We start from the raw sequence: 21,527 nt of genomic DNA, 5'->3' as shown, positions 1-21,527 counted from the left end.
GTCAGCTCCTTTTCACGAGCCATTCCGGGCTGCCTTCGATGGAGACGGGCGGCCGCGGATAGGGCTGATTGTGCTTGCTGACGTGGTCCCGGTAGTCATAGCGAGCGCCGGGGAAACCAAGCATGCGCCACGAGACCATGTCCTTGTTGCCGCCATAGACCGGATCGGCAAAGAACCCTTCCATCGTGTTCTGCAGCAGAAGCCCGAAGAAACCAGGACCCTTGACGCCGTTTGGCAAGTCAACCTTTCCAGCTTCCATGGCGGTCAGGAATGCATCCTGGTCCGCCGGCTGGAGCTCGGCGAATGTCTTGCCGTCGCGCTGTTTCAGGAAAGCGTCGATGGCGGCAAGGCCGATGCGGTAACGCTGGGCGGGATTGGCTTCGCCCTGGTAACCTTGTGTGGGCAACCCCGGCAGGAACGGTCCTTTTGTGTAGAGCCGGCTCGACGTTCCGAACGCGCCCGTCAACTGACGGTCTATATAGACAGCGCAGCCGGCCTCCTTGCCGCCCATCGAGAGATCGTCGGCGGGGACAAGGCGGTCGACGATGGCCTCGACGAGCGCGGCTTCCTGCGGCGTGAAGAACTGCCAGCCGCCGGACACGACCTGCATCGGCGGATCGGACGACAGCGGCGCCCAAGGCAGCGAGCCCGACAAGGATCGGGCAAAGCTTGCCGATGTTGCCGTTGCCGTAAACATCGCAACCGAAGACAGAAAAAGACGGCGGCTCAGTCGGACAGTATTGTGACGATCCATCGAAGGCACCCCGACAACAATAGAGGCGCGCCGAAAGGAGCGCGCAAAATCATGACAAAATCAGTTAAGTTTAAGTCATGCCAATCACTTGGTGTCAGCCTGCGGAAAGAAACCGGGATCGTCAAGCAGATCACAAAATCGTTAGATTAGGCCAGTCATCTTCTTATCGTCATGCGCTAATGTACTGATGGCTAAAGAGGATATCCTTGTAGCAGCTTGAAGCAACGAGCGTATCATCAGGCGGGTTTCCAAAGCGTGCTACCGCCGGCAACGGCCCAACCCGCCAGGCTACTCCAGCGGTCACGGCAACGCCCCGCATGCATGCCGGCAAACGGGGCGTCGTAATGGTTTTGCTTATCACCCTGAGGGTGCGGAGGGATCGACTAGAACCCGCCCACGTCGAACTGGAGGCGCTTTGCCGAGTCGATCGACTTGTGGCCCCGCACCTGCTCCAGCACCTTTTCCGGGAACGGCGCGTCGAGATAGAGCAGGGCGATGGCGTCGCCCCCCGGCCGATTGCGGCCAAGCTGGAAGTTGGCGATGTTGACGCCATTCTCGCCACAGACAGTACCGAGCAGGCCGATGATGCCGGGCGCGTCGGCATTGGTCGTGTAGAGCATGTGCTGGCCGACCTCGGCGTCGAGGTTGATGCCCTTGATCTGGATGAAGCGCGGCTTGCCGTCGGAGAAGCAGGTGCCGGCGATCGAGCGGGTCCTGTGCTCGGTCTTGACCGTCAGCTTGATATAGCCGTCGAAGACGCCCGATTTGTCGCGCTTGACCTCGGCGACGATGATGCCGCGCTCTTTCACCATGATCGGCGCCGAGACCATGTTGACGTCGGCGACCTGCGGCCTGATCAGCCCGGCCAGGGCAGCGCTGATCAGCGCGCGCGTGTTCATCGTCGCGGTCGAGCCGTCGAACAGGATCTCGACCTCGGTGATCGGATCCTCGGTCACCTGGCCGACGAAGGCGCCGAGCACTTCGGCGAGCTTGACGAACGGCTTCAGCCGTGGCGCCTCTTCCGCCGTGATCGACGGCATGTTTATGGCGTTGGAGACTGCACCCTTGATCAGGTAGTCGGCCATCTGCTCGGCGACCTGCAGCGCGACATTCTCCTGCGCTTCCGCCGTCGAGGCGCCGAGATGCGGCGTCGCCACCACGTTCTCCATGCCGAACAGCGTATTCTGCTCCGCCGGTTCGACCTCGAACACGTCGATACCGGCGCCCGCCACTTTGCCGCTCTTCAGCGCCGCGACGAGGTCGGCTTCGACCACCAGCCCGCCACGGGCGCAGTTTATGATGCGCACGCCGTTCTTCATCTTGGCGATGGCGGCCGCATCGATGATGTTGCGGGTCTTGTCGGTCAGCGGCGTGTGCAGCGTGATGAAGTCCGCACGGGCGAAGAGTTCGTCCAGTTCCACCTTGTCGACGCCGAGTTCCTCGGCCCGCTTGTCCGAGAGGAACGGGTCGAAGGCGACGACATGCATCTTCAGCCCGACGCCGCGTGTGGCGACGATCGAACCGATGTTGCCGCAGCCGATGACGCCGAGCGTCTTGCCGGTGATCTCGACGCCCATGAAGCGGTTTTTCTCCCATCTACCGGCATGGGTCGAAGCGTTGGCTTCCGGTATCTGGCGGGCGAGCGCGAAGATCATCGCCACGGCGTGTTCGGCCGTCGTGATCGAATTGCCGAAGGGCGTGTTCATCACGATGATACCTTTGCGGCTTGCCGCCGGGATATCGACATTGTCGACGCCGATGCCGGCGCGGCCGATGACCTTGAGATTGGTGGCGGCGTTGATCAGCTTCTCGGTGACTTTGGTCGCCGAGCGGATGGCGAGGCCGTCATACTGGCCGATCACTTCAAGCAGCTTTTCCTTGTCCTTGCCGAGGTCGGGCAGATAGTCGACCTCGACGCCGCGATCCTTGAAGATCTGCACGGCGGTGGGAGAGAGTTTGTCAGAAACGAGAACGCGGGGCGCCATGGCGGCCTCCTTGAAAATGGGATTGATCCGGGAACGGGCGGCCCTCGGGCCGCCGCGGAGTACCTCAGGCAGCCGCTTTCAGCGACGCCTTCTGGCTGGCAAAGGCCCAGTCGAGCCAGGGCAACAGCGCTTCGAGATCGGAGGTCTCGACGGTTGCGCCGCACCAGATGCGCAATCCCGGCGGGGCATCGCGGTAGGAACCGATGTCGTAGGCGACGCCTTCCTTGTCGAGCGTCGAGACAAGTCCCTTGGCGAACGCCGCCTGCCCGTCGGCGTCGAGCGCCGCGATATCCGGATCGCTGAAGGACAGACAGACCGACGTGTTCGAGCGTGTCGCCGGCGCGACGGCGAGATGACCGAGCCAGGATGAGCTTTCCACGAACCGGTCGAGCACGGCGGCATTGGCATCCGCCCTGGCAATCAGCGCATCGAGGCCACCGATCGACTTCGCCCAGTTCAACGCATCGAGATAGTCCTCGACGCAAAGCATCGATGGCGTGTTGATGGTTTCGCCCTTGAAGATGCCTTCGATCAGCTTGCCGCCCGAGGTCAGGCGGAAGATTTTCGGCAACGGCCAGGCAGGCTTGTAGCTCTCCAGCCGCGCGACGGCACGTGGCGATAGGATCAGCATGCCATGCGCGCCCTCGCCGCCCAGCACCTTCTGCCAGGAGAAGGTCACGACATCGAGCTTCTCGAAGTCCAGCCTTTGCGCGAAGGCGGCCGACGTCGCGTCGCAGATGGTCAGGCCCTTGCGATCGGCTGGGATGAAATCACCGTTCGGCACGCGCACGCCCGACGTGGTGCCGTTCCAGGTGAAGACAACGTCGCGGTCGAAATCGATCTTGGCCAGATCCGGCAATTCGCCGTAGCCGGCCTCGATCTTGCGCACATCGGCGAGCTTCAACTGCTTGACCACGTCGGTCACCCAGCCGGAGCCAAAGCTTTCCCAGGCGACCATGTCGACGCCGCGCTCGCCGAGCAGCGACCACAGCGCCATCTCGACGGCACCCGTGTCGGAGGCCGGCACGATGCCGATGCGGTAGTCCGCCGGAACGTTGAGAATCTCGCGCGTCAGCGCGATCGCCTGCTCGAGCTTTGTCTTGCCGATCTTGGCGCGGTGGGAGCGGCCGAGCGCAGCGGATTTCAACGCCTCGACCGACCAGCCGGGACGTTTTGCGCAGGGACCTGAGGAAAAATTGGGATTTACCGGACGGAATCCGGGCTTCGTATGCGTCGTCATCGTGGTCTATCCTTCCAGATAGTGGCCCCTCGTTGGGGAGGGGTGGCCCACGGACGGCGATATGCGTTCAGGCCTCGGGCGTCAAGAGGAAAGTTTTTGTCGCTGCCGGGATACCAAATGCATGTCGCCCAAAAGTGCCCGGCGGTTTTGGGTCGACGACATGCATCAAACAAGAATGTCCGTGATCAGGATCGCGTGATTCAAATGCAGACGGCGGACCGCAGGGATCCGCCGCCGAAATGCTGATCTGTGCGGGACCTACCAGAGATCGTAGCGCAGCCCCAGCTTGACCTGGTGATTGCTGATTCCCTTGTGGACCGGGAAGGAGGTCAGGCTTTCGGCCGTCACATATTCGGCGTCGGGGGCCGAGAAATACTGATAACCGAGATCGACGGAAACGTTCTTGGAAACCTGATAGGCAAGGCCGGCATTCAACGTATAGGCGAAGGAATACTGTGTCTTGTTGTCCTGCAGGTTGAAACTGTTGGCGGGGACATTGTTATCCGTGTAAGTCGCCGAAAGCGTGTGCCTGCTGCGGACAACACCGATGCCGGCGCCGAGATAGGGCGTGATTCCGACATATGTGCCGAGATCGACATAGCCATTGAGTATCCCCGAGAAGGCATAGTTCTTCAGCGATCCCGATCCCTGGGTCGACAATGTCGGCAGCGTGACGACCGCTGAATCGTCATAGCTGAAGCTGACGTCGTTACCGGGCAAATAGCCGAGGTTGAGATCGGCGCGCAGATAGTCGGTGAAATGATAGCCGAAACCGATGCTCGCGAAGGCCGCTTTGTTGCTCTCGCTAAAGTTTTCGTTGTTGATCGCCGACGGGAAGGTGAAATCCCCGTTTTTGAAGCTCTTTTGCACCAGATAGGAGACGTCGCCGCGCAGATACCATCCGGAGCCGACCTCGACCGGCACATAGTCCGGCGCCTGGTCGACATAGACCGGAGGATCGTAATCGGCGGCGAATGCCGATGTCAGTGGCAAGAGGCCAAATCCGGCAAGCGCCAACGCAATACGCGATATGAGTGTCATGGTCCCCGACTCCCGATTTGGCGACACCTGCGATCACGCAGGCAGCCATCGTTTCAAGGAGCATTGTTAACCATAGTGGTTAAGTGCCGGTTAAGGCTAACAGAGCGTTAGCTAATTGATTTCGAACGGACTCACCCCGGTCATCTCAAACGAAAACCGCCCGGCTGATGCCGGGCGGTCGACGAATTCTTGGAACTTCCAGACGATTACTTGGTGTAGATCGGCTCGGGCTCGGGCTGATAGGCAACCGGTACGCTGCACCCGTTGTTACCGCCAAACTGATAGCGCAAGCCACCGCGCACTTCGTGGGTGTTGAAGCCGTGATCGAAGCCCGGCCCGGCGCCCGGCGTGGCGCCGCTTGGACCATACTCGAACATGCGACCGCCCTGAATATGGGAGAAACGGTAGCCAGCATCGAGGATGACTTTGTCGGTCAGACAGTAGGAGGCGCCGGCCATGACCGCGTAGGCGAAGCGCCAGCTGGATGTTCCGGGGTTGGACTCGGTCGTGTTCGGATCGTAGACAGTATCCCACTTGACGCGCGCACCGCCGATGCCGGCGCCGACATAGGGCGTGATGCCATGCCAGGTGCCAATATCGACATACGCATTGGCCAGCAGCAGCAAGGCGCTCATCTTCGACACTTCGGTCGAGGTCGTGGTGAGATCCGAGGTGGCGCCGTTGAAGTTCGACTTGAACCAATAGTCGGCGGTCAGGTCGGTGCGGAAGTGTTCATTGATCTTGTAGCCGACGCCGCCGCCGAGCGAGAAGCCGCCCTTGAGCTTGCCGTAGTCGAAGCTCTTGCTGCCGGCGACCCCGACGGGAGGTCCGCACGGGCAAGGCGCGGCCCCATAGGTGATGTAGTCGATGTCACCCACCTTCGACTTGTGATAGTCGAGGTCGCCGCGGATATACCATCCGCCGACATCGACAGGCTCATAGACCGGCGGTGGCGCTTCTTCGACCTGCGGCTCAGGCAGATCAGCTGCGAGTACCGGCCAGGCCAAGCCCGCGAACAGCAGCGCGAACAGTGCCTTTCTTGCTGTATTGAACATGCTTGTCACCCCTAGAAACCCTCGGAACGGCGATCGTGTCCGAATGAAATTGGCTTTCAGGCGTGGATAATGAATTGCAAAAGTTAAAAGGCGTTTAACCTTGTCGATTAACCACGAATCTCTAAAATCCAGGAGATCTGGCGATGATTTCGACAGAATGAACCGGTTCTCCGACCAACAAAAAGCCCGCCGGCGGCGGGCTTCGATGCAAGCAAGGCGGCGGCGCCTTCCGGCGGGCGAATGTCAGGCGGCGCTGCGGGTTTCCGAGATGACCCCGACGATGTCGTTGACGACGGCCTCGACCAGTTGCGGATCGTCGCCCTCGGCCATGACACGGATCAGCGGCTCGGTGCCGGATGGGCGGATGACCAGCCGCCCGGCCTTGCCGAGACGGTGACGGGCGTCTTCGATCGCGGCCTTGACCAGGGCCTCCTCCAGCGGCTTGCCGCCGGCGATGCGAACGTTCTTCAACAGTTGCGGCACCGGCTCGAACTTCTTCGACAGTTCGCTGACCGGGCGGCCCTGCCGCTTGATGCAGGCCAGCACCTGCAGCGCCGAGACCAGACCGTCGCCGGTGGTCGAAAAGTCGGACAGCACGATGTGACCCGACTGCTCGCCGCCGACATTGAGCCCATGCGCGCGCATATGCTCCACGACATAGCGGTCGCCGACCTTGGTGCGGTGCAATTGCAGCTTCATGTCGCCGAGAAAGCGTTCAAGGCCGAGATTGGACATGACGGTCGAAACGACGCCACCGCCGGCCAGCCGCCCGCTCTGGTGCCAGGATTCGGCAATCAGCGCCATGATCTGGTCGCCGTCGACGATGGCCCCGTTCTCGTCGACGATGACGACGCGGTCGGCATCGCCGTCGAGCGCGATGCCGATGTCGGCGCGCACTTCATGCACCTTCTTCTGCAGCCCGGCCGGATGGGTCGAACCGCATTCCCTGTTGATGTTGAAGCCGTTGGGCTCGACATTGATGGCCACGACCTCGGCGCCAAGCTCCCACAGCGCCTCTGGCGCCACCTTGTAGGCCGCGCCATTGGCGCAGTCGACGACGATCCTGAGACCCGAAAGCGACATCGAGCGCGGCAAGGTGCGCTTGGCGAATTCGATGTAGCGGTCGTGCACGCCATCGACGCGCTTGGCGCGGCCAAGCCCGTCGGAATCGGCGAGCGCCAGTTCGATGTCCTTGTCGAGCATGCTCTCAATGCGTTCTTCGATCTCGTCGGAGAGCTTGTAGCCGTCCGGGCCGAACAGCTTGATGCCGTTGTCGTAATAGGGATTGTGCGAAGCCGAGATCATGACGCCGATATCGGCGCGCAGCGAACGCACCAGCATGGCCACCGCCGGCGTCGGGATCGGGCCGAGCAGGAACACGTCCATGCCGGCGGCGCAAAGGCCGGCCACCATCGCGTTCTCGATCATGTAGCCGGAAAGCCTGGTGTCCTTGCCGAGCACGACACGATGGCGATGGCTGCCGCGCTGGAACGAAAGGCCGGCGGCCATGCCGACCCGCATGGCGATTTCCGCGGTCATCGGAAACTTGTTGGCGCGCCCGCGAATGCCGTCCGTGCCGAAGTAATTCCCTGCCATGCTAGCCAGTATCCCTGATTGTCCTTAGCCGGCACCTCATGCCACAATTGGCCGTCGTGCCCCGATCACATTGTGTGATTATATGTTACCAATCCTTAGAAAATCATTGTTGTGCACTGCACACAACCTGGTGGCGTCCTGTTACCGAGCCACCGTTGCGCCACAATATACCAGTTTTGCGAGCCATCGAGCGCGGATGCACCCCGAGAATTCTTAGCTCGGCGGCCGTAAGGTCAAATGATTTCATCACCTTGTCGTTAGAAGGCGATTTCCGGCGATATATATGCCACCTGGCATCTGGCGCAACCGACCGTTGAGCGTTATTGATTCGCTGGGACGTATAATGGGCTTCAGCCACGGAGAAACGCTATGCTCATCCACCGAATTGCCACTCTCACCGGCCTCGCGGTCGCGACGTTGCTGCTGGCCGCGCCAGCCAACGCGCTGACGATGGCCGAGTGCAGCACGAAGTATAACGCCGCCAAGGACGCGGGGACGCTTGCGGGGGCGACCTGGAACCAGTTCCGCAAGGCGCAATGCGGTACCGACGCCGCGGCCACCACCGAAACCAAGGCTGCCACCACCAAGGCGACTGAAACCAAGCCGGCCAAGACCACCAAGGCTGCGGCCGCGGCTGCCGACAGCCCGGCCAAGGGCCTGACCGCCAAGGAATGCAGCACCAAGTACCAGGCGGCCAAGGCCGCCGGCACGCTGAACGGCATGAAGTGGAACGACTTCCGCAAGGCTGAATGTGCCGCTGGTGCATCCGCTGCCGCCGACACCAAACCGGCGACCACCAAGGCGGCGGCAGCTCCGGCCGCTGCTTCTGGCAAGGGTCTGAGCATGGCAGAATGCAGCACCAAGTACCAGGCCGCCAAGACGGCGAACACCCTGAAGGGCATGAAGTGGAACGACTTCCGCAAGGCTGAATGCGGCGCCAGCGCGTCCGACGACGACACCGTGCCCGCCCCGAGCGAGGCCAGTTACACCAAGGAGCCGGCAAAGCCGACGACGGTTGCGCCCAAGGGCGTCACCTTCCCGTCCGCGATCTCGGCGAAGTATGCCAGCGAAACTCCCGGAAAGGGTCGCATGCATACCTGCCTCGACCAGTACTATGTCCTCAAGGACGCCAACGCGCTCGGCGGCCTGAAGTGGATCCAGAAGGGCGGCGGCTTCTACAGCCTCTGCAATGCCAAGCTGAAGGGCTGATCGCGTAGCCATAGTCTCCAAACAAAGGCCCGCGCATCGCAAGATGCGCGGGCCTTTTTGTTGCGCGCGAAGACGCCTGCGGCTTTGCACGCATGTCGCGGGGGCTGCCGGCATCATCAATTCGCCTACACTGCCCACCGCCAAGCTCATCGATAATCCGCAAAGATTCTGGTTGAACATATAAAGAACAAAACGTATACAAAAGGACGTCAAGCTTATTGTCAACCAGGAGGGTCTTATGCACAGTTTGAAATTGGCGGTATTGGCTGCGACCGCATTTGTTGCTTGGAACGTCGCCCCTGCAAGCGCACTGACCATGAAGGAATGCGGCGAGAATTACCGGACAGCCAAGGAAGGCGGCACTCTGAACGGCATGGACTGGGCCGCTTTCCGCAAAGAGAAATGCGCGACGTCCGCCGCCGAGAGTGTCAGCGCGGATACAGTCGAAACCACGCCGCAGCCGAAAAAGGAAACCAGCGCGGCGGTCGCCCCAACTGTAGCGCCGGTGGGCGTGACATTCCCGACCACCCTCGCCGCCGAGTTCAAGACCGAAAAGCCCGCGAAGGCGCGGATGAAGACCTGCCTGCAGGGTTACCACGGCAACAAGGAGGCGGGTACGTTGAACGGCCTTCGCTGGATCCAGAAGGGCGGCGGTTATTACAGCCTTTGCAATGCGCGGCTGAAAGCTGAATCATAAAAGTCGAATACGGCGGATAAAGCGGTTCACAGTTTTTCACGCAGACGTTGAGCCGTGATCCTCGGGCTTGTCCCGAGGATCTGCTGTCGGGCGACATCTGGGCGCCGGGTATGAGTTGGAAACCGCCAACTGCGTTTGCAGGTCATCGGAACAAGCCCGAGGGGTGACGCTCCAACGTACGTCCGGCGCGCCCCTTGAGTTCTGGAGCAATTTCCAGGAAAAGTGCGTAGCGGTTTTCTGTCCGGAATTGCGTGAAAACAAAGAGTTAGAGCGGGTTAGCGATTATCAAACGCTGAACCGCTCTAGCCCTGCGGTTGCGGCTCCATGCCGCCTTCGGGCTCGGGACCCTTCTTGCGGCGGCCTCCGGACTTCGGAACGGCCGAGCCACGGCTCGGCGGTGTGTCGTCGCCAAGGTCGCGCGAGGGCTTCTGCCCTGCGATCAACTGCTTGATCTCCTCGCCGGACAGTGTCTCGTATTCGAGCAGGCCTTGCGCCAGCGCGATCCATTCCTTCTTCTTCTTGGTCAGCACCGACTTCGCCGTCGAATAGGCGTCGTCGATCAGCCGGCGCACTTCCGCATCGATGATCTGCGCCGTCTCTTCCGAGATGTTTTGCGTGCGCGCCACCGAATGGCCAAGGAAGACCTCTTCCTGGTTGTCGCCATAGGCGACATGGCCGAGCTTGTCGGAGAAGCCCCAGCGCGTGACCATGGCGCGCGCCAGCTTGGTCGCCTGCTCGATGTCGGAGGAGGCACCCGACGTGATGTTCTCCTTGCCGAACTTGAACTCCTCGGCGACGCGGCCGCCCATCATGATGGCGAGGCGCGAGACCATGTATTTGTAGCTCATGGAGTAGCGGTCGCCTTCCGGCAACTGCATGACCATGCCGAGCGCGCGGCCGCGCGGGATGATGGTTGCCTTGTGCAGCGGATCGGCCGACGGCACGTTGAGCGCCAGGATGGCGTGGCCGGCCTCGTGATAGGCGGTCAGCTCCTTCTCGGCCTGGGTCATGGCCGACGAGCGGCGCTCGGCGCCCATCATGATCTTGTCCTTGGCGTCCTCGAACTCGGCCATGGTGACGAGGCGCTTGTTGCGCCGCGCGGCCATCAGCGCGGATTCGTTGACAAGGTTCATCAGGTCGGCGCCGGAGAAGCCGGGCGTACCACGAGCGACGACCTTGAGATCGACATTGGGCGCCAGCGGCACGTTGCGCACATGCACCTTGAGGATCTTCTCGCGGCCGACGATGTCGGGGTTGGGCACCACCACCTGGCGGTCGAAACGGCCGGGACGCAGCAACGCCGGATCGAGCACGTCGGGCCGGTTGGTGGCGGCGATCAGGATGATGCTTTCGTTGGATTCGAAGCCGTCCATCTCGACCAGCAACTGGTTCAGCGTCTGCTCGCGCTCGTCATTGCCGCCGCCGAGACCGGCACCGCGATGGCGGCCGACGGCGTCGATTTCGTCGATAAAGATGATGCAGGGCGCATTCTTCTTGGCCTGGTCGAACATGTCACGGACGCGGCTGGCGCCGACGCCGACGAACATCTCGACGAAATCCGAACCTGAAATGGTGAAGAACGGCACGTTGGCTTCGCCGGCGACCGAGCGGGCAAGCAGCGTCTTGCCGGTACCGGGAGGACCGACCAGCAGCACGCCGCGCGGAATCTTGCCGCCGAGGCGCTGGAACTTCTGCGGATCGCGCAGGAACTCGACGATCTCTTCAAGATCTTCCTTGGCTTCGTCGACGCCGGCGACGTCCTGGAAGGTGACGCGGCCATGCGCCTCGGTCAGGAGCTTGGCCTTCGACTTGCCGAAGCCCATGGCGCGCCCGGAGCCGGACTGCATCTGGCGCATGAAGAATATCCACACGCCGAGGATGAGGATCATCGGCAGCCACGAGATCAGGTAGCCGAACAGCGAATTGGAACCGTCGGTCTCGGGCCGCGCATTGATGGTGACGTTCTTGTCCTGCAGCCGCGAGACCAGTTGGGGATCGCCGGGCGAATAGGTCTGGAAGCCGCTGGAATTGTCGGTGTAGGTGCCGGTGATGCGGGCACCCGCGATGGTCACCGTCTTGACCCGGCCGGCCGCGACATCCTGCAGGAACTGCGAATAAGGCACATCGCTCGAAGCCCCGCGCGTCTGCGGCGTCTGGAACAGATTGAAGAGGGCGATGAGCAGGACCGCTATGATCGCCCAGAGCGCGAGGTTGCGATAGTTCGGATTCATCAATTGTCCCGTTGGTGTCCGCGAGCGGACAGCATCATGAGAGGAAACTTGGGCCTAACATAGGGAGAGCGTCCCCCCTTGCCAAGCAGAACAGCATGTCTGGGTTAAGCTTTCGCGCAGCATCAACCGGCACTGTGGCCGGCGAATGGCAAGGCGGGAAACGGCGCCGCGCCGATCAACCCGGCGACGGCGCGCGCCGGGGCCAGATCGAAGGACGGCAGGAAGCGGGCGAAGGGAGCAACGAATGGCGAGGCCGCAAACCCTTGCGATGTCGGCCAATCAGGCGCCGAACCGGCCTTTTCGACGGCTTGCAGCAGGCCTGGTTCAGCCGCCAATGCCGCGCGCATCAGGCTTGGCGGGGTTTCGCCCCGGCCTACAGCCAGCCGCTTCGCCGCCAACGCCCCGAATGGGGCGATCAACAATGCGCCGCTGGCGTCGTGCAATGTGATTTGGCGGCGGCCATCCCAGATGGTGGCGTCGACCGTTGCCGCTGCCGCCGGCAAGCCCCGCATTTCCCGGCGCAGGAAGATGCCGGCGCGCCGGAAGTCGATCACCGTCCGCGACAATGTGGCGCAAAGAAACCCCGCCTTCAGCCGGGCGAACAACGCCTCGCTGCGAGCCTGGTCCGGCAGGAAGGCAATCCCGCCTGTCGTCGCCAGGAGAATGCGCAGCGCGTAGACGGCCGCCTGGTCGTCGCCGGCGCTGAGCAGGGCCGGGTCGAGCCGGACGAGACCCGTCGCCGGCCGGCTGGCAAAGCGCTCGACCAGAGAGGCGGCCTTGGCGCCAAGCCGCATGCGGGCGCCGGCCGCCTGTGCCGCCAACGCCAGCGCGTCGTTCATGCGCTGTGCGCCGGCCTCCCCGGCAAGGGCCGCGCGCATGCGCGGCCGCTCGAAGGCTTCATCGGCATTGGTCGGGTCCTCGGCCCAGCCGACCTGTTGGCGGTGCAGGAAATCGCGCAGCACAGAGCGCCGGACGCCAAGAAGCGGTCGCACGATCCAGTCGCGCCAGTCATGCAAGGTGGCGGGCGCCATGCCGGCAAGGCCCCGTCCTTCATCGCGGCCCGCATCGTTGCGATCGCGCCGCATCAGCACCGTCTCGGCCTGGTCGTCCGATGTATGTCCGGTCACGATCAGGCCGATGCCCTCCGCCCGGGCGGCGCTGGCGAGCAGCCGGTAGCGCGCCTCGCGCGCTGCCGCAGGCAGGCCGGTCGATGGTTTTTCTCCCGACCAGGCCAGGATGCGGTGGGCGATGCCGCGCTCCGCGCAAAGCTGCGCCACGGCCTGCGCCTCACCAGCCGAACCCTGCCGCAAGCCGTGATCGACCGTGATCGCGAGCACCCTCGTGGACGGCGCGGTTTTGTCGAGATGCTGTTTGAGAAGAAGAAGGAGCGCGATCGAGTCGCTGCCGCCTGATACGGCCGCAACGGCGCCGTTGGTAAAATCGATATGCGAAAAAAGTCTCGTCGAAAACTCAGGCCCGGTGTCGAGCATCAATGCATTCGTCCAAAAGTCCCCGGTTTGGGACTGCGACATCCCCTGGAAAGATCAGCACGCAGCCAGGGCCTTCTCCTGCTTGACGCGTTCCTTGAGTGTGCTGGAAATATCGGGATAGCGCTTGCCGACCTCGCTGAAGGTGGCGCAGGCGACATCATGCTGCTTGAGGCCGACCAGCGACACACCGAGCTTCAACAGCATGTCGGGTGCCTTCTTGGCCTTGGGATAGTCCTTGCTGGCAGCGAGGAAGACTTCCGCCGCATCGCGGTATTTCTGCTGGCCAAGCAGCGATTCCCCCAGCCAGTAATGCGCGTCCGCCGTCTTGGCGTCTTTGGGGAAGCGGGAGATATGGTCGCGGAAACCCTGTTCGGCGGTGCCGTAGTCGCCCGACAGGATGAACTGGTAGGAGTTGCGGTAGAGCTCTTCGGGATTGTTGGTGGCGGGCAGCGCCGCGACCTGCGTGCCGCCGGACTTGCCAGCCTTGGCAGGTGCGCTGGCGGCAGGTGCGGTGTCCTGTGCCGGCGCGGTTGCCTGCGTGCTGCCGCCGGCATCGATCACATTGCCGTTCTTGTCGACGGTGATGGACCCAAAAGTCTTTTCGGGCGCTCCCTTGCCGGGGATCAGCTTGCCGGGGTCACCGTCGGGCGATTCGACGATGACGTCCTCGACCGTCTTGCCGCCTGTGGATTGATCGCCGCCGGGCGCGGCGCCGGCATCAGCCGGCGCCTGGGTTGCCGGGGCCGAGGCCACGTCGGTGTTGGTTCCGGTGGTGGCATCTGATTTCTTCTGCGCCGGCGGTTGTCCGCCTTGCGAGCCGCCTTCCAGCTGCTGGAAGCGGAACTCGTTGTCTTCCTGCTGTTTGCGGATCTGCTCCTGCATCTGCAAGATCTGGAAATTGAGTTCCTCGACCTTGCCGGTCAGCTGCCGCAGTTGGTCCTCGAGCCCGGTCACGCCGGCGCCGCTCGACTGCGCGAGCTGGACTTGATCCTGCTTTTTCTTCTCACCGAAAAGGCTGGGCAACTCAAGTGTCGGCAGATGGAACGAAAACCCGCTCTCGGTTGATTGCCCCGAACCGCTCGCCAAAGCGGTTACGCCTGATAGGAGCAGCAGCGCAAGCGTGCCGCTCAGAACCGATCTCAAATGCATGTGCCTCTCGCCGTCCAATCGTTAGCTTGTTCGCGCCTTCCAATCGATGTGAGACCAGCCAAGCGCCCTCGGCTCATAGCAGGGCGCGAGACTTCGGCCAAATTTTGTTTCGGGCCCCAGGATATGAAAAAGGCGGCCGGGAGGCCGCCTTTCGCAGAGGTGTGTTGTATTTTTGCCGATCAGGAACCGGCGCCGCTGAGCGTGGTGACGGCCCGGCGATTCTGCGACCAGCAGGAGATGTCATCGCACACGGCGACCGGACGTTCCTTGCCGTAGGAAATCGTCTTGAGGCGGCTGGCCGAAACGCCCTTGGAAACCAGGAAGTCGCGGGTGGCGGCGGCACGACGGGCACCGAGCGCCAGATTGTATTCGCGCGTTCCGCGTTCGTCGGCATGGCCTTCGACGACGATGGCATACTGCTTGTACTGGTTCAGCCACTGCGCCTGGCGCGAAAGCGTCGTCTGCGCGTCGGCCCGGATCGAGGTCGAGTCCGTATCGAAGAAGATGCGGTCGCCGATGTTGACGGTGAAGTCCTGCGCCGAGCCGGGCGTTGCGGCACCTGCGCCGTTGAGACCAAGATCGGCCGCGTTGTTCGGCGTCTTCTTCGAGGCGCAACCGGCGACGGCGAGCATCGCCACCAGCGCGATCATGACCGGGTTTCTGGTAAGTGCTGCGATACGGCCCATGCCGCCTCTCCTTCGTATTCGAGTGATCGTGTTTCGAGTGATTTCGTTGATCACCCAGTAACCACGTTTGGGTTAACCGGCATTCAAGAAACACGGTTAAAATTTGGTTTAGGCCGCCCGTCCGCAGCCGTTTGTCGTAAGCCACAGTTGGCGCGGACCCTAGGCGGAAATGCGGCCAAAACGCGACGAAGGCGTGGAAAAGGGGGAATGTAAGGGGAATTGAAGAGTTGGAGAACTGGAGAATTGAAGAAGGATGTTCACCTTAACTTCTCTCTGAGGTTCACCAGCATTCCGTACACATGGGCATACGATTGTAGCCACTCGTCCCGTTGCGCCTGTGAGATGTATTCGAGGTCGAATGCGTATGAAATCCACGTCTCGACTTCACTGCACGATCCCATGGCCATCGAAACGAACCGGGCGAATTCGGCTTTGGAGTGGGTCTGTTTGGCAAACCCCTCGGCCAGATTGGCGCAAATCCCTTTGCTGGAACGCCGCAGCTGATCGGCCAGCGCGTATTGCTCTATTTTGGGGAAAGCGAGCGTGGCCTTGTGAACCGTAAGAGAGACCATGTAAGCGCGCTTGTAGACCTCCAGATCCTTTGCTCGCTTTACGTAGCCTTCTGCTTTCTCCATCTCTTCAATTCTTCAATTCGCCAATTCCCGTATTATTCCAGCAGCGGTGACCAGGCCGGATCAGAAGCAAAATTCGCGGTCGGGATCGGCTGCTCGTTGCGGCCGGTGAGATCGACGGAAACCAGCTTCGGGCCGCCATTGGAGTCGCGGAAGAACATCAGCACGCGGCCGTTCGGCGCCCAGGTCGGGCCTTCCTGCTGGAAGCCGGACGACAGGATGCGCTCGCCAGAGCCGTCGGTTTTCATGACGCCGATCTGAAATTCGCCGCCGCTCTGCTTGGTGAAGGCGATGAGGTCGCCGCGCGGCGACCACACCGGCGTCGAATAGACGCCGTCGCCGAAGGAGATGCGGGTCTGGCCGGAGCCATCGGCGCCCATGACGTAGATCTGCGCGCGGCCGCCACGGTCGGAGGTGAACACCACCTTGCTGCCGTCGGGCGAATAGGAGGGCGAGGTGTCGATGGCGGTCGAGTTGGTCAGACGCGTGGTCGAACGGCTGCGCAGGTCCATGGCGAAGATGTTGGAATTGCCGTCGTCGCGCAGCAGGCTCATGATCACCTTCTGGCCGTCGGGCGAGAAGCGCGGCGCGAACGTCATGCCGGGAAAATTGCCGACCAGTTCGCGCTGCCCGGTCTCGATCTGCAAGAGATAGACCCGCGGCTGGCCGCTCTCATAGGACATGTAGGTGATTTCCTGCCGGTTCGGCGAGAAGCGCGGCGTCAGCACGATCGACCGCCCATCCGAGAGGTAGCGGATGTTGGCGCCGTCCTGGTCCATGATGGCGAGACGCTTCTTGCGCGCGTTCTTGGCGCCGGACTCGTCGATGAAGACGACGCGCGTGTCGAAATAGCCCTTCTCGCCGGTCAGCCGCTCATAGATGGCATCGGCGATGATATGAGCGACGCGGCGCTGATTGGCGTCGTTGGCGAAGAACTGCTCGCCGGCCATCTGCTGGCCCGCGAATGTATCCCACAGCCGGTACTGGGCGCGGATGCGGCCGTCTGCTTCCTTGCTGACGCTTCCGGTGACCAGCGCTTGCGCGTTGATCACCTTCCAGTCGTCGAAGCGGGGGGTTGCGTCCGGATTGGCGATCTTCTCGATGAAGGCGCTCTTGTCGATCGGCGCGAACAGGCCGGAGCGCTTCAAATCGGCGGTGACGATCTGTGAGATCTGAGCGCCAAGCGCATCGCCACCCTGGAAATCCGTGATGGCGATCGGCAGCGGCTCGACATTGCCCTTGTTGACGTTGAGTTCGACCAGCGCCCACGCAGGCATCGGAACGACGGCCGTCATGCCCAGCGCCATCGCTGCAATCGTCAGGAGCGGCTTGAGGAAAGATCGCATATCTTCTCGCTTCTCTTCTTTGATTGGGTGGACGCCCGGCCTAGAGGCCAAGCATTTCCCTTGGATCGAAGGTGACCCGGATGTCGTTCCAGATGTCCTGTTTGCCGGCGGGAACCTGCAGGCCGGCCACGTCGCATTTCTGAACCGCGCGCACCGCGCTTTCGTCAAATTGCCGGTTGCCGCTCGACTTTTCGACGGACGGGCGGCCGTCGAGCTTGCCCGAATTGTCCAGGTTGAAGCGGACCACGACGACGAAATTCTCCGAACCTTCAAGCCCGGCCGGCAATGTCCAGCAACCGCCCAACTGGCTTTCCAGGGCGCCCTGCTCCGACTTCGACAGCTTCTGGCCCTGATCCTTGTCGCCACCGAGCGACGCCTGCTGGGTCGAGCGCTTGGCACCACCGCCGGACGGCTTCTGCTTGTCGAGCAAGGCCGAAATCTCATTGGCGTTGAACTGCTTGTCGTCGGACTTCGGCTTGGACGAGGCTTCCTTGACCGGCTTGTCGGCATCCTTGCGTTCCGGCGCCTTGGCGCTTTCGGCCTGTGCCGGCTGCGGCTTTGGCCGCGCTTCCGGCGCGGGCGCCGAATTCGGCAATTGCGTCTCTTCGGTTGGCGGGTCCTTCGCTATGGCCTCGGCGACGGCGTCGGGCTTGACCTCGGGCGTCGGATCGATAGCGGCTGTCTTGTCCTGCGGCGGCGGGGTCGGCGCCGGCTTGGCCGGCGTCGGCTTGGGCTCGGTCTGCTTGACCGGCTCGGGCTTCACCTCTTCCTTGGGCGTCGGCGCTGGCGCCACTTCCGTCGCCGGAGTGGGCTTGGGCTTTTCCTGCGGCTTCGGAACGTCCTCGGTCTTCGGGATTTCCTTCGGGGTCGGCGCGGGTGGCGGCGCCGAGGTCGTGTCGACGGGTTTTGGTTTGGCTTCCGGCGTTATCGGCTTGTCGGTGTCGACGCTGTTTTCGCCGACCTTCTGCGCGTTGGGTACGATATCGGGACGCTGCGTCGGCAGCGGCGCCGGCTTTTCATGCATCACGGCCTTCTTGTCGCCCTGCAGCGTCTGCGCGATGGCTTCCATCGGCACGATGTCGACCGCGACCGACTCCACGTCGGCGGACGGAAGCGCGGCCGGCGCCGACAGGGTGAACAGGCCGAAGGCCAGCACCGCCGTATGCAAGATCACCGATGTGGTGAGGCCGGTCCTCATCGTGAGTCTATTGATCCTGTTCCTGCAGTGAAACCAGGCCGATGTTCTTGTAGCCAGCGGCCGAGATGCGAGCCATGACCTTCATGGCCGTGCCATAGTCGGTCGACTTGTCGCCACGGATGAAGATGCGCTCTTCATAACCGGTCTTCGAGATAGCCTGCAGTTTGGCCACCAGCTCCTCGATCGGAATCTCGGTTTCCTGCAGGAAAATCTTCCCGGTTGCATCGATCGAGACGGTGATCGGCTGGGTGTCGGCATTCATCGCCTTGGCCTGGGTGTCCGGCAGGTCGATCGGCACGCCGACCGTCAGCATCGGTGCCGCGACCATGAAGATGATCAAGAGCACCAGCATCACGTCGACCATCGGCGTGACGTTGATCTCCGACATCAGCGCATGGTGACGGCCGCGCCGCCGGTGGCCGCGCCCGCCGCGCCCTCCCATGCCTACGGACATACCCATCTCGTTACTCCTCAGGCCTTAGGCGCGACTTTTTCATCGATTTGGCGCGAGAGTATGGCGGAGAACTCATCCGAGAACCCCTCCATGCGCACGGCGATCTTGCTCGCATCCGATGACAGCTTGTTATAGGCGATGACCGCCGGAATCGCGGCGAGCAGGCCGATGGCCGTCGCCAGCAGCGCCTCGGCGATGCCGGGCGCGACCACCGCGAGGCTGGTGTTCTTGGAGCCGGCGATGGCCTGGAACGAGGTCATGATGCCGATGACGGTGCCGAACAGGCCGATGAAAGGTGCCGCGGATCCGGTGGTGGCGAGGAAGCCGAGGCGCCCCTCCAGCTTCTCCATCTCGCGGGTCAGCGCCAGGTCCATGGCCTTGTCGATGCGGGTCTGCAGGCCGAGCGGCGACTTGGCGCCTTTTTCGAAACTCTTCTTCCATTCGCGCATGGCGGCGACGAAAATGGCGCCCATGCCTGTCGTCTTGCGGTCGGCGAGCGTGCGGTAGAGCTCCTCCAGCGACTGCCCGGACCAGAAAACCTGCTCGAAGCGGTTCAGCGCCAGCCGCATGCGGCCATAGGCGACCAGCTTGTCGACGATGATCGCCCAAGTCCACACCGAAGCGCAGAGCAGCCCGATCATGACCAGCTTGACCACCCAGCTGGCCTGCATGAACAAGGCCCAAATCGACAATTGCGCGCCCGGTTCGGCGAGTGCGATATTTTCCATCGTTACGTCCTTAAGATTTTCCGGGCGAAGCTGGCGGCTGGCCCATGGCATCCCTTGTGGTCGGTTCGCACGAAGCTACCGGACACCCCAAACCGTGCCGTTAGCGGCCTTTTCGGGGCAAATATTGGTGAAAGGAAGGCGCTGGATAACGCCAATCTTCACCAGTCTCTTCATGAACCGTTATGGTTAAGGATGGGTTAGTGTATAAGGCGCGGCGCATTGCCGCGCCTGGGTATCGCAGGCCGGCATCACCTGAATATCAGCCGACCCGTGGCATGAACGCCGCCACCCATTCCCTGGGAAAGCGCCTCGGCCGGCCGTTCTCGCCGATGATCGCCGCCTCGACCTTGGCCTCGACCAGCACCTCGTCGCCCCGCTTGAGCTGCTGTGCCATGAAGATTCGCGCACCGGAAATGGCATCGGTGCGGGTGTCGACGGTCAGGATGTCGTCGATGCGAGCGGGAATGCGGAAGTCGATCTCCATGCGGCGTACCACCCATGCGATCTTCTCGCCATGCTTGCCTTCGGCGAGTTCGGTGTGGTGCACGCCGGTGAGCCGGAGATAGTCGGAGCGGCCGCGCTCGAGGAATTCGAGATAGCGCGCGTGGTAGACGACGCCCGAAAAATCGGTGTCGGCGTAATAGACCCGCGCCATCAGCCGGTGGCCGAACTCGGTCAGCGCGCCGGAAAGCCCAGCCAGCAATGCCGCGGATTCACCATGATCGCCCATTGCGCTTCCCTTTTGGATGCCGACGCGGCAGGTATTTTTGGCGCATGAACCCGATGGCACTGTTGACGACGATGATCAAGACCTTGATGGCAGTCGTGCTAGCGCTGGCGGCTTCTACACTTTCGGCTGAAGCGGCCACCTTCTCGATGAAGCGCGGTCTCAATCTCGACCAGTGGGTCACCTGGCCCGGCGAGGATCGGTGGGGTGATGCCAAGGCCATCCTGCCCTACCCGGAATGGCGAAAATTCCTTGGGGAAGACGACCTCAAGGCGTTGAAGGATGCCGGCTTCGATTTCCTGCGCATGCCGGTCGATCCGTCGCCTTTCCTCTCGGACAATACAACGGACCTGCGTTACCAACTCTATGCCAGCGTGCTGGACTCGACGCGCATGATCAACCAAGCCGGGCTGAAGGTCATCGTCGACATGCACCTGATCCCGGCCGGCGGCAGCCGCAAGATCGGCATGGGTGAGGTGATGGACGATCCCGCGACCTTCGACCGCTACGTCGAGATGGTTCGCGGCATGGCGCGCACGCTGGCGGGCGAAGATCCCGAAAAGGTCGCTTTCGAACCGATGAACGAGCCGATCGTCGATTGCGACAGCGACGGCACCAGCCTGTGGCCCGACCGCCAGCGCGAACTGTTCGCCGCGGCGCGCGCCTCGGCGACGAAGCTGACGCTGGTCCTGACCGGAGCCTGCTATTCCGCCGCCTCGTCGCTGGGGAAGATCGACCCGAGGACCATCCCCGACGACAACATCATCTGGACCTTCCACTCCTACGATCCATTCCTGCTCACCCATCAGGGCGCGACCTGGGCCGGCGACTTTATCCCCTACGTGACCGGCCTGCCCTATCCGTTGACCGCGGTTCCCAAGGGGCAGCTCGACGTCACGCTCGACACCATCCGCGCCCGGATTAAGGCCGAGGCGCCTTGGACACGGCAGAGCGGCCTGCTTGCCTATCTCGACGAGCAGGTCGCCAGCATGGACAGCCCCGACAAGCTGCTTGGCCTGATGGATGCGCCGTTCAAGACCGTCGAGGCGTGGGCGAAGGCCAACGGCATCAAGCCGCAAGACATCACCCTGGGCGAGTTCGGCATGATCCGCCAGGAATATGGCAATGCCTATGTGATGCCGGCGGAGTATCGGGCCGCCTATGTCAAGGATATGATCGCGCGGGCCGAAGCGGACGGCTTCTCATGGTCGCTGTGGAGCTATGGCGGCGCTTTCGGCGTCGTCGATGCGTTCAATGGCGACAAGGCCGAGCCAGACGTGATGGACGCAATCCGAAACCTCCCCTGAAG

The 21,527-nt window shown here is 62.5% G+C and carries 19 protein-coding genes; 3 read left to right on the top strand and 16 right to left on the bottom strand.

Features of this window, described 5'->3' with window-relative positions:
• Position 1: 1 nt before the first annotated feature.
• The 6 genes from EN804_RS14465 to glmM all read right to left on the bottom strand — a co-directional run bounded on the left by EN804_RS14465 (position 2) and on the right by glmM (position 7,671).
• Positions 2 to 610 carry a gluconate 2-dehydrogenase subunit 3 family protein gene (locus tag EN804_RS14465; RefSeq protein WP_245464451.1) on the bottom strand — a complete coding sequence of 203 codons (609 nt, stop codon included), beginning with the start codon at positions 608 to 610 and terminating at the stop codon, positions 2 to 4.
• Positions 611 to 1,137: 527 nt separating this feature from the next.
• Positions 1,138 to 2,739: a phosphoglycerate dehydrogenase gene (gene serA / locus EN804_RS14460; protein WP_127279677.1), complete on the bottom strand. Its 1,602-nt coding sequence runs from the start codon at positions 2,737 to 2,739 to the stop codon at positions 1,138 to 1,140.
• Between the two features lie 64 nt (positions 2,740 to 2,803).
• Positions 2,804 to 3,979, bottom strand: a complete 1,176-nt coding sequence (locus EN804_RS14455) for a phosphoserine transaminase (RefSeq protein WP_135919931.1) — start codon at positions 3,977 to 3,979, stop codon at positions 2,804 to 2,806.
• Positions 3,980 to 4,237: 258 nt separating this feature from the next.
• Positions 4,238 to 5,020, bottom strand: a complete 783-nt coding sequence (locus EN804_RS14450; RefSeq protein ID WP_135917138.1) for an outer membrane protein — start codon at positions 5,018 to 5,020, stop codon at positions 4,238 to 4,240.
• A gap of 206 nt (positions 5,021 to 5,226) precedes the next feature.
• The gene (locus EN804_RS14445; protein ID WP_135863188.1) at positions 5,227 to 6,075 is read right to left on the bottom strand and encodes an outer membrane protein; all 849 of its coding nucleotides are present in this window, start codon (positions 6,073 to 6,075) and stop codon (positions 5,227 to 5,229) included.
• A 243-nt stretch (positions 6,076 to 6,318) separates the two neighbouring features.
• Positions 6,319 to 7,671, bottom strand: a complete 1,353-nt coding sequence (gene glmM, locus EN804_RS14440) for a phosphoglucosamine mutase (RefSeq protein WP_127279665.1) — start codon at positions 7,669 to 7,671, stop codon at positions 6,319 to 6,321.
• A 369-nt stretch (positions 7,672 to 8,040) separates the two neighbouring features.
• Here glmM and EN804_RS14435 point away from each other — a divergent pair, with 369 nt between their 5' ends.
• Both EN804_RS14435 and EN804_RS14430 read left to right on the top strand, forming a co-directional pair.
• Positions 8,041 to 8,880 carry a hypothetical protein gene (locus tag EN804_RS14435; protein ID WP_135919929.1) on the top strand — a complete coding sequence of 280 codons (840 nt, stop codon included), beginning with the start codon at positions 8,041 to 8,043 and terminating at the stop codon, positions 8,878 to 8,880.
• A 238-nt stretch (positions 8,881 to 9,118) separates the two neighbouring features.
• A complete protein-coding gene (locus tag EN804_RS14430) occupies positions 9,119 to 9,577 on the top strand; it encodes a hypothetical protein (RefSeq protein ID WP_127279663.1) in 459 nt (152 codons plus the stop codon).
• A 302-nt stretch (positions 9,578 to 9,879) separates the two neighbouring features.
• Here EN804_RS14430 and ftsH read toward each other — a convergent pair whose 3' ends face one another.
• From ftsH to ybgC, 10 genes are all read right to left on the bottom strand, one after another.
• Entirely contained in the window at positions 9,880 to 11,808 is a 1,929-nt protein-coding gene (gene ftsH / locus EN804_RS14425; RefSeq protein ID WP_127279662.1) for an ATP-dependent zinc metalloprotease FtsH, read from the bottom strand.
• Between the two features lie 122 nt (positions 11,809 to 11,930).
• Positions 11,931 to 13,298 carry a tRNA lysidine(34) synthetase TilS gene (tilS, locus tag EN804_RS14420; RefSeq protein WP_135919926.1) on the bottom strand — a complete coding sequence of 456 codons (1,368 nt, stop codon included), beginning with the start codon at positions 13,296 to 13,298 and terminating at the stop codon, positions 11,931 to 11,933.
• Positions 13,299 to 13,352: 54 nt separating this feature from the next.
• Positions 13,353 to 14,447, bottom strand: a complete 1,095-nt coding sequence (gene ybgF, locus EN804_RS14415) for a tol-pal system protein YbgF (protein WP_135919924.1) — start codon at positions 14,445 to 14,447, stop codon at positions 13,353 to 13,355.
• Between the two features lie 179 nt (positions 14,448 to 14,626).
• The gene (gene pal, locus EN804_RS14410) at positions 14,627 to 15,133 is read right to left on the bottom strand and encodes a peptidoglycan-associated lipoprotein Pal (RefSeq protein ID WP_127279987.1); all 507 of its coding nucleotides are present in this window, start codon (positions 15,131 to 15,133) and stop codon (positions 14,627 to 14,629) included.
• A gap of 257 nt (positions 15,134 to 15,390) precedes the next feature.
• Positions 15,391 to 15,768: a four helix bundle protein gene (locus tag EN804_RS14405; protein WP_127872128.1), complete on the bottom strand. Its 378-nt coding sequence runs from the start codon at positions 15,766 to 15,768 to the stop codon at positions 15,391 to 15,393.
• 32 nt (positions 15,769 to 15,800) lie between these two features.
• The gene (gene tolB, locus EN804_RS14400; RefSeq protein ID WP_127872129.1) at positions 15,801 to 17,111 is read right to left on the bottom strand and encodes a Tol-Pal system beta propeller repeat protein TolB; all 1,311 of its coding nucleotides are present in this window, start codon (positions 17,109 to 17,111) and stop codon (positions 15,801 to 15,803) included.
• Positions 17,112 to 17,151: 40 nt separating this feature from the next.
• On the bottom strand, positions 17,152 to 18,309 hold the full coding sequence (locus EN804_RS14395) for a TonB family protein (protein ID WP_127872130.1): 1,158 nt from the start codon (positions 18,307 to 18,309) through the stop codon (positions 17,152 to 17,154).
• 7 nt (positions 18,310 to 18,316) lie between these two features.
• A complete protein-coding gene (gene tolR, locus EN804_RS14390; protein WP_027141797.1) occupies positions 18,317 to 18,769 on the bottom strand; it encodes a protein TolR in 453 nt (150 codons plus the stop codon).
• 11 nt (positions 18,770 to 18,780) lie between these two features.
• The gene (tolQ, locus tag EN804_RS14385; RefSeq protein WP_015315267.1) at positions 18,781 to 19,491 is read right to left on the bottom strand and encodes a protein TolQ; all 711 of its coding nucleotides are present in this window, start codon (positions 19,489 to 19,491) and stop codon (positions 18,781 to 18,783) included.
• A 259-nt stretch (positions 19,492 to 19,750) separates the two neighbouring features.
• Complete coding sequence (gene ybgC, locus EN804_RS14380; protein WP_127280352.1) at positions 19,751 to 20,221, bottom strand: tol-pal system-associated acyl-CoA thioesterase; 471 nt, start codon at positions 20,219 to 20,221, stop codon at positions 19,751 to 19,753.
• Between the two features lie 53 nt (positions 20,222 to 20,274).
• Between ybgC and EN804_RS14375 the strand changes: the two genes are divergently transcribed.
• Complete coding sequence (locus tag EN804_RS14375; RefSeq protein ID WP_135920280.1) at positions 20,275 to 21,525, top strand: cellulase family glycosylhydrolase; 1,251 nt, start codon at positions 20,275 to 20,277, stop codon at positions 21,523 to 21,525.
• The last annotated feature ends 2 nt before the right edge of the window (positions 21,526 to 21,527 follow it).

Origin of the sequence: Mesorhizobium sp. M8A.F.Ca.ET.161.01.1.1, from assembly GCF_004792105.1 — a bacterium.
Lineage (GTDB): Bacteria > Pseudomonadota > Alphaproteobacteria > Rhizobiales > Rhizobiaceae > Mesorhizobium.
This window is presented reverse-complemented; position numbering and strand designations above follow the sequence as displayed.

Coding starts and splice junctions, on each gene's coding strand:
- ybgC (WP_127280352.1), bottom strand. CDS start 20,221: ATGGGCGATCATGGTGAATCCGCGGCATTGCTGGCTGGGCTTTCCGGC.
- EN804_RS14435 (WP_135919929.1), top strand. CDS start 8,041: ATGCTCATCCACCGAATTGCCACTCTCACCGGCCTCGCGGTCGCGACG.
- EN804_RS14445 (WP_135863188.1), bottom strand. CDS start 6,075: ATGTTCAATACAGCAAGAAAGGCACTGTTCGCGCTGCTGTTCGCGGGC.
- EN804_RS14405 (WP_127872128.1), bottom strand. CDS start 15,768: ATGGAGAAAGCAGAAGGCTACGTAAAGCGAGCAAAGGATCTGGAGGTC.
- ybgF (WP_135919924.1), bottom strand. CDS start 14,447: ATGCATTTGAGATCGGTTCTGAGCGGCACGCTTGCGCTGCTGCTCCTA.
- tolQ (WP_015315267.1), bottom strand. CDS start 19,491: ATGGAAAATATCGCACTCGCCGAACCGGGCGCGCAATTGTCGATTTGG.
- tolR (WP_027141797.1), bottom strand. CDS start 18,769: ATGGGTATGTCCGTAGGCATGGGAGGGCGCGGCGGGCGCGGCCACCGG.
- tolB (WP_127872129.1), bottom strand. CDS start 17,111: ATGCGATCTTTCCTCAAGCCGCTCCTGACGATTGCAGCGATGGCGCTG.
- EN804_RS14450 (WP_135917138.1), bottom strand. CDS start 5,020: ATGACACTCATATCGCGTATTGCGTTGGCGCTTGCCGGATTTGGCCTC.
- ftsH (WP_127279662.1), bottom strand. CDS start 11,808: ATGAATCCGAACTATCGCAACCTCGCGCTCTGGGCGATCATAGCGGTC.
- glmM (WP_127279665.1), bottom strand. CDS start 7,671: ATGGCAGGGAATTACTTCGGCACGGACGGCATTCGCGGGCGCGCCAAC.
- EN804_RS14465 (WP_245464451.1), bottom strand. CDS start 610: ATGCAGGTCGTGTCCGGCGGCTGGCAGTTCTTCACGCCGCAGGAAGCC.
- tilS (WP_135919926.1), bottom strand. CDS start 13,298: ATGCTCGACACCGGGCCTGAGTTTTCGACGAGACTTTTTTCGCATATC.
- EN804_RS14455 (WP_135919931.1), bottom strand. CDS start 3,979: ATGACGACGCATACGAAGCCCGGATTCCGTCCGGTAAATCCCAATTTT.
- EN804_RS14375 (WP_135920280.1), top strand. CDS start 20,275: ATGGCACTGTTGACGACGATGATCAAGACCTTGATGGCAGTCGTGCTA.
- serA (WP_127279677.1), bottom strand. CDS start 2,739: ATGGCGCCCCGCGTTCTCGTTTCTGACAAACTCTCTCCCACCGCCGTG.
- pal (WP_127279987.1), bottom strand. CDS start 15,133: ATGGGCCGTATCGCAGCACTTACCAGAAACCCGGTCATGATCGCGCTG.
- EN804_RS14430 (WP_127279663.1), top strand. CDS start 9,119: ATGCACAGTTTGAAATTGGCGGTATTGGCTGCGACCGCATTTGTTGCT.
- EN804_RS14395 (WP_127872130.1), bottom strand. CDS start 18,309: ATGAGGACCGGCCTCACCACATCGGTGATCTTGCATACGGCGGTGCTG.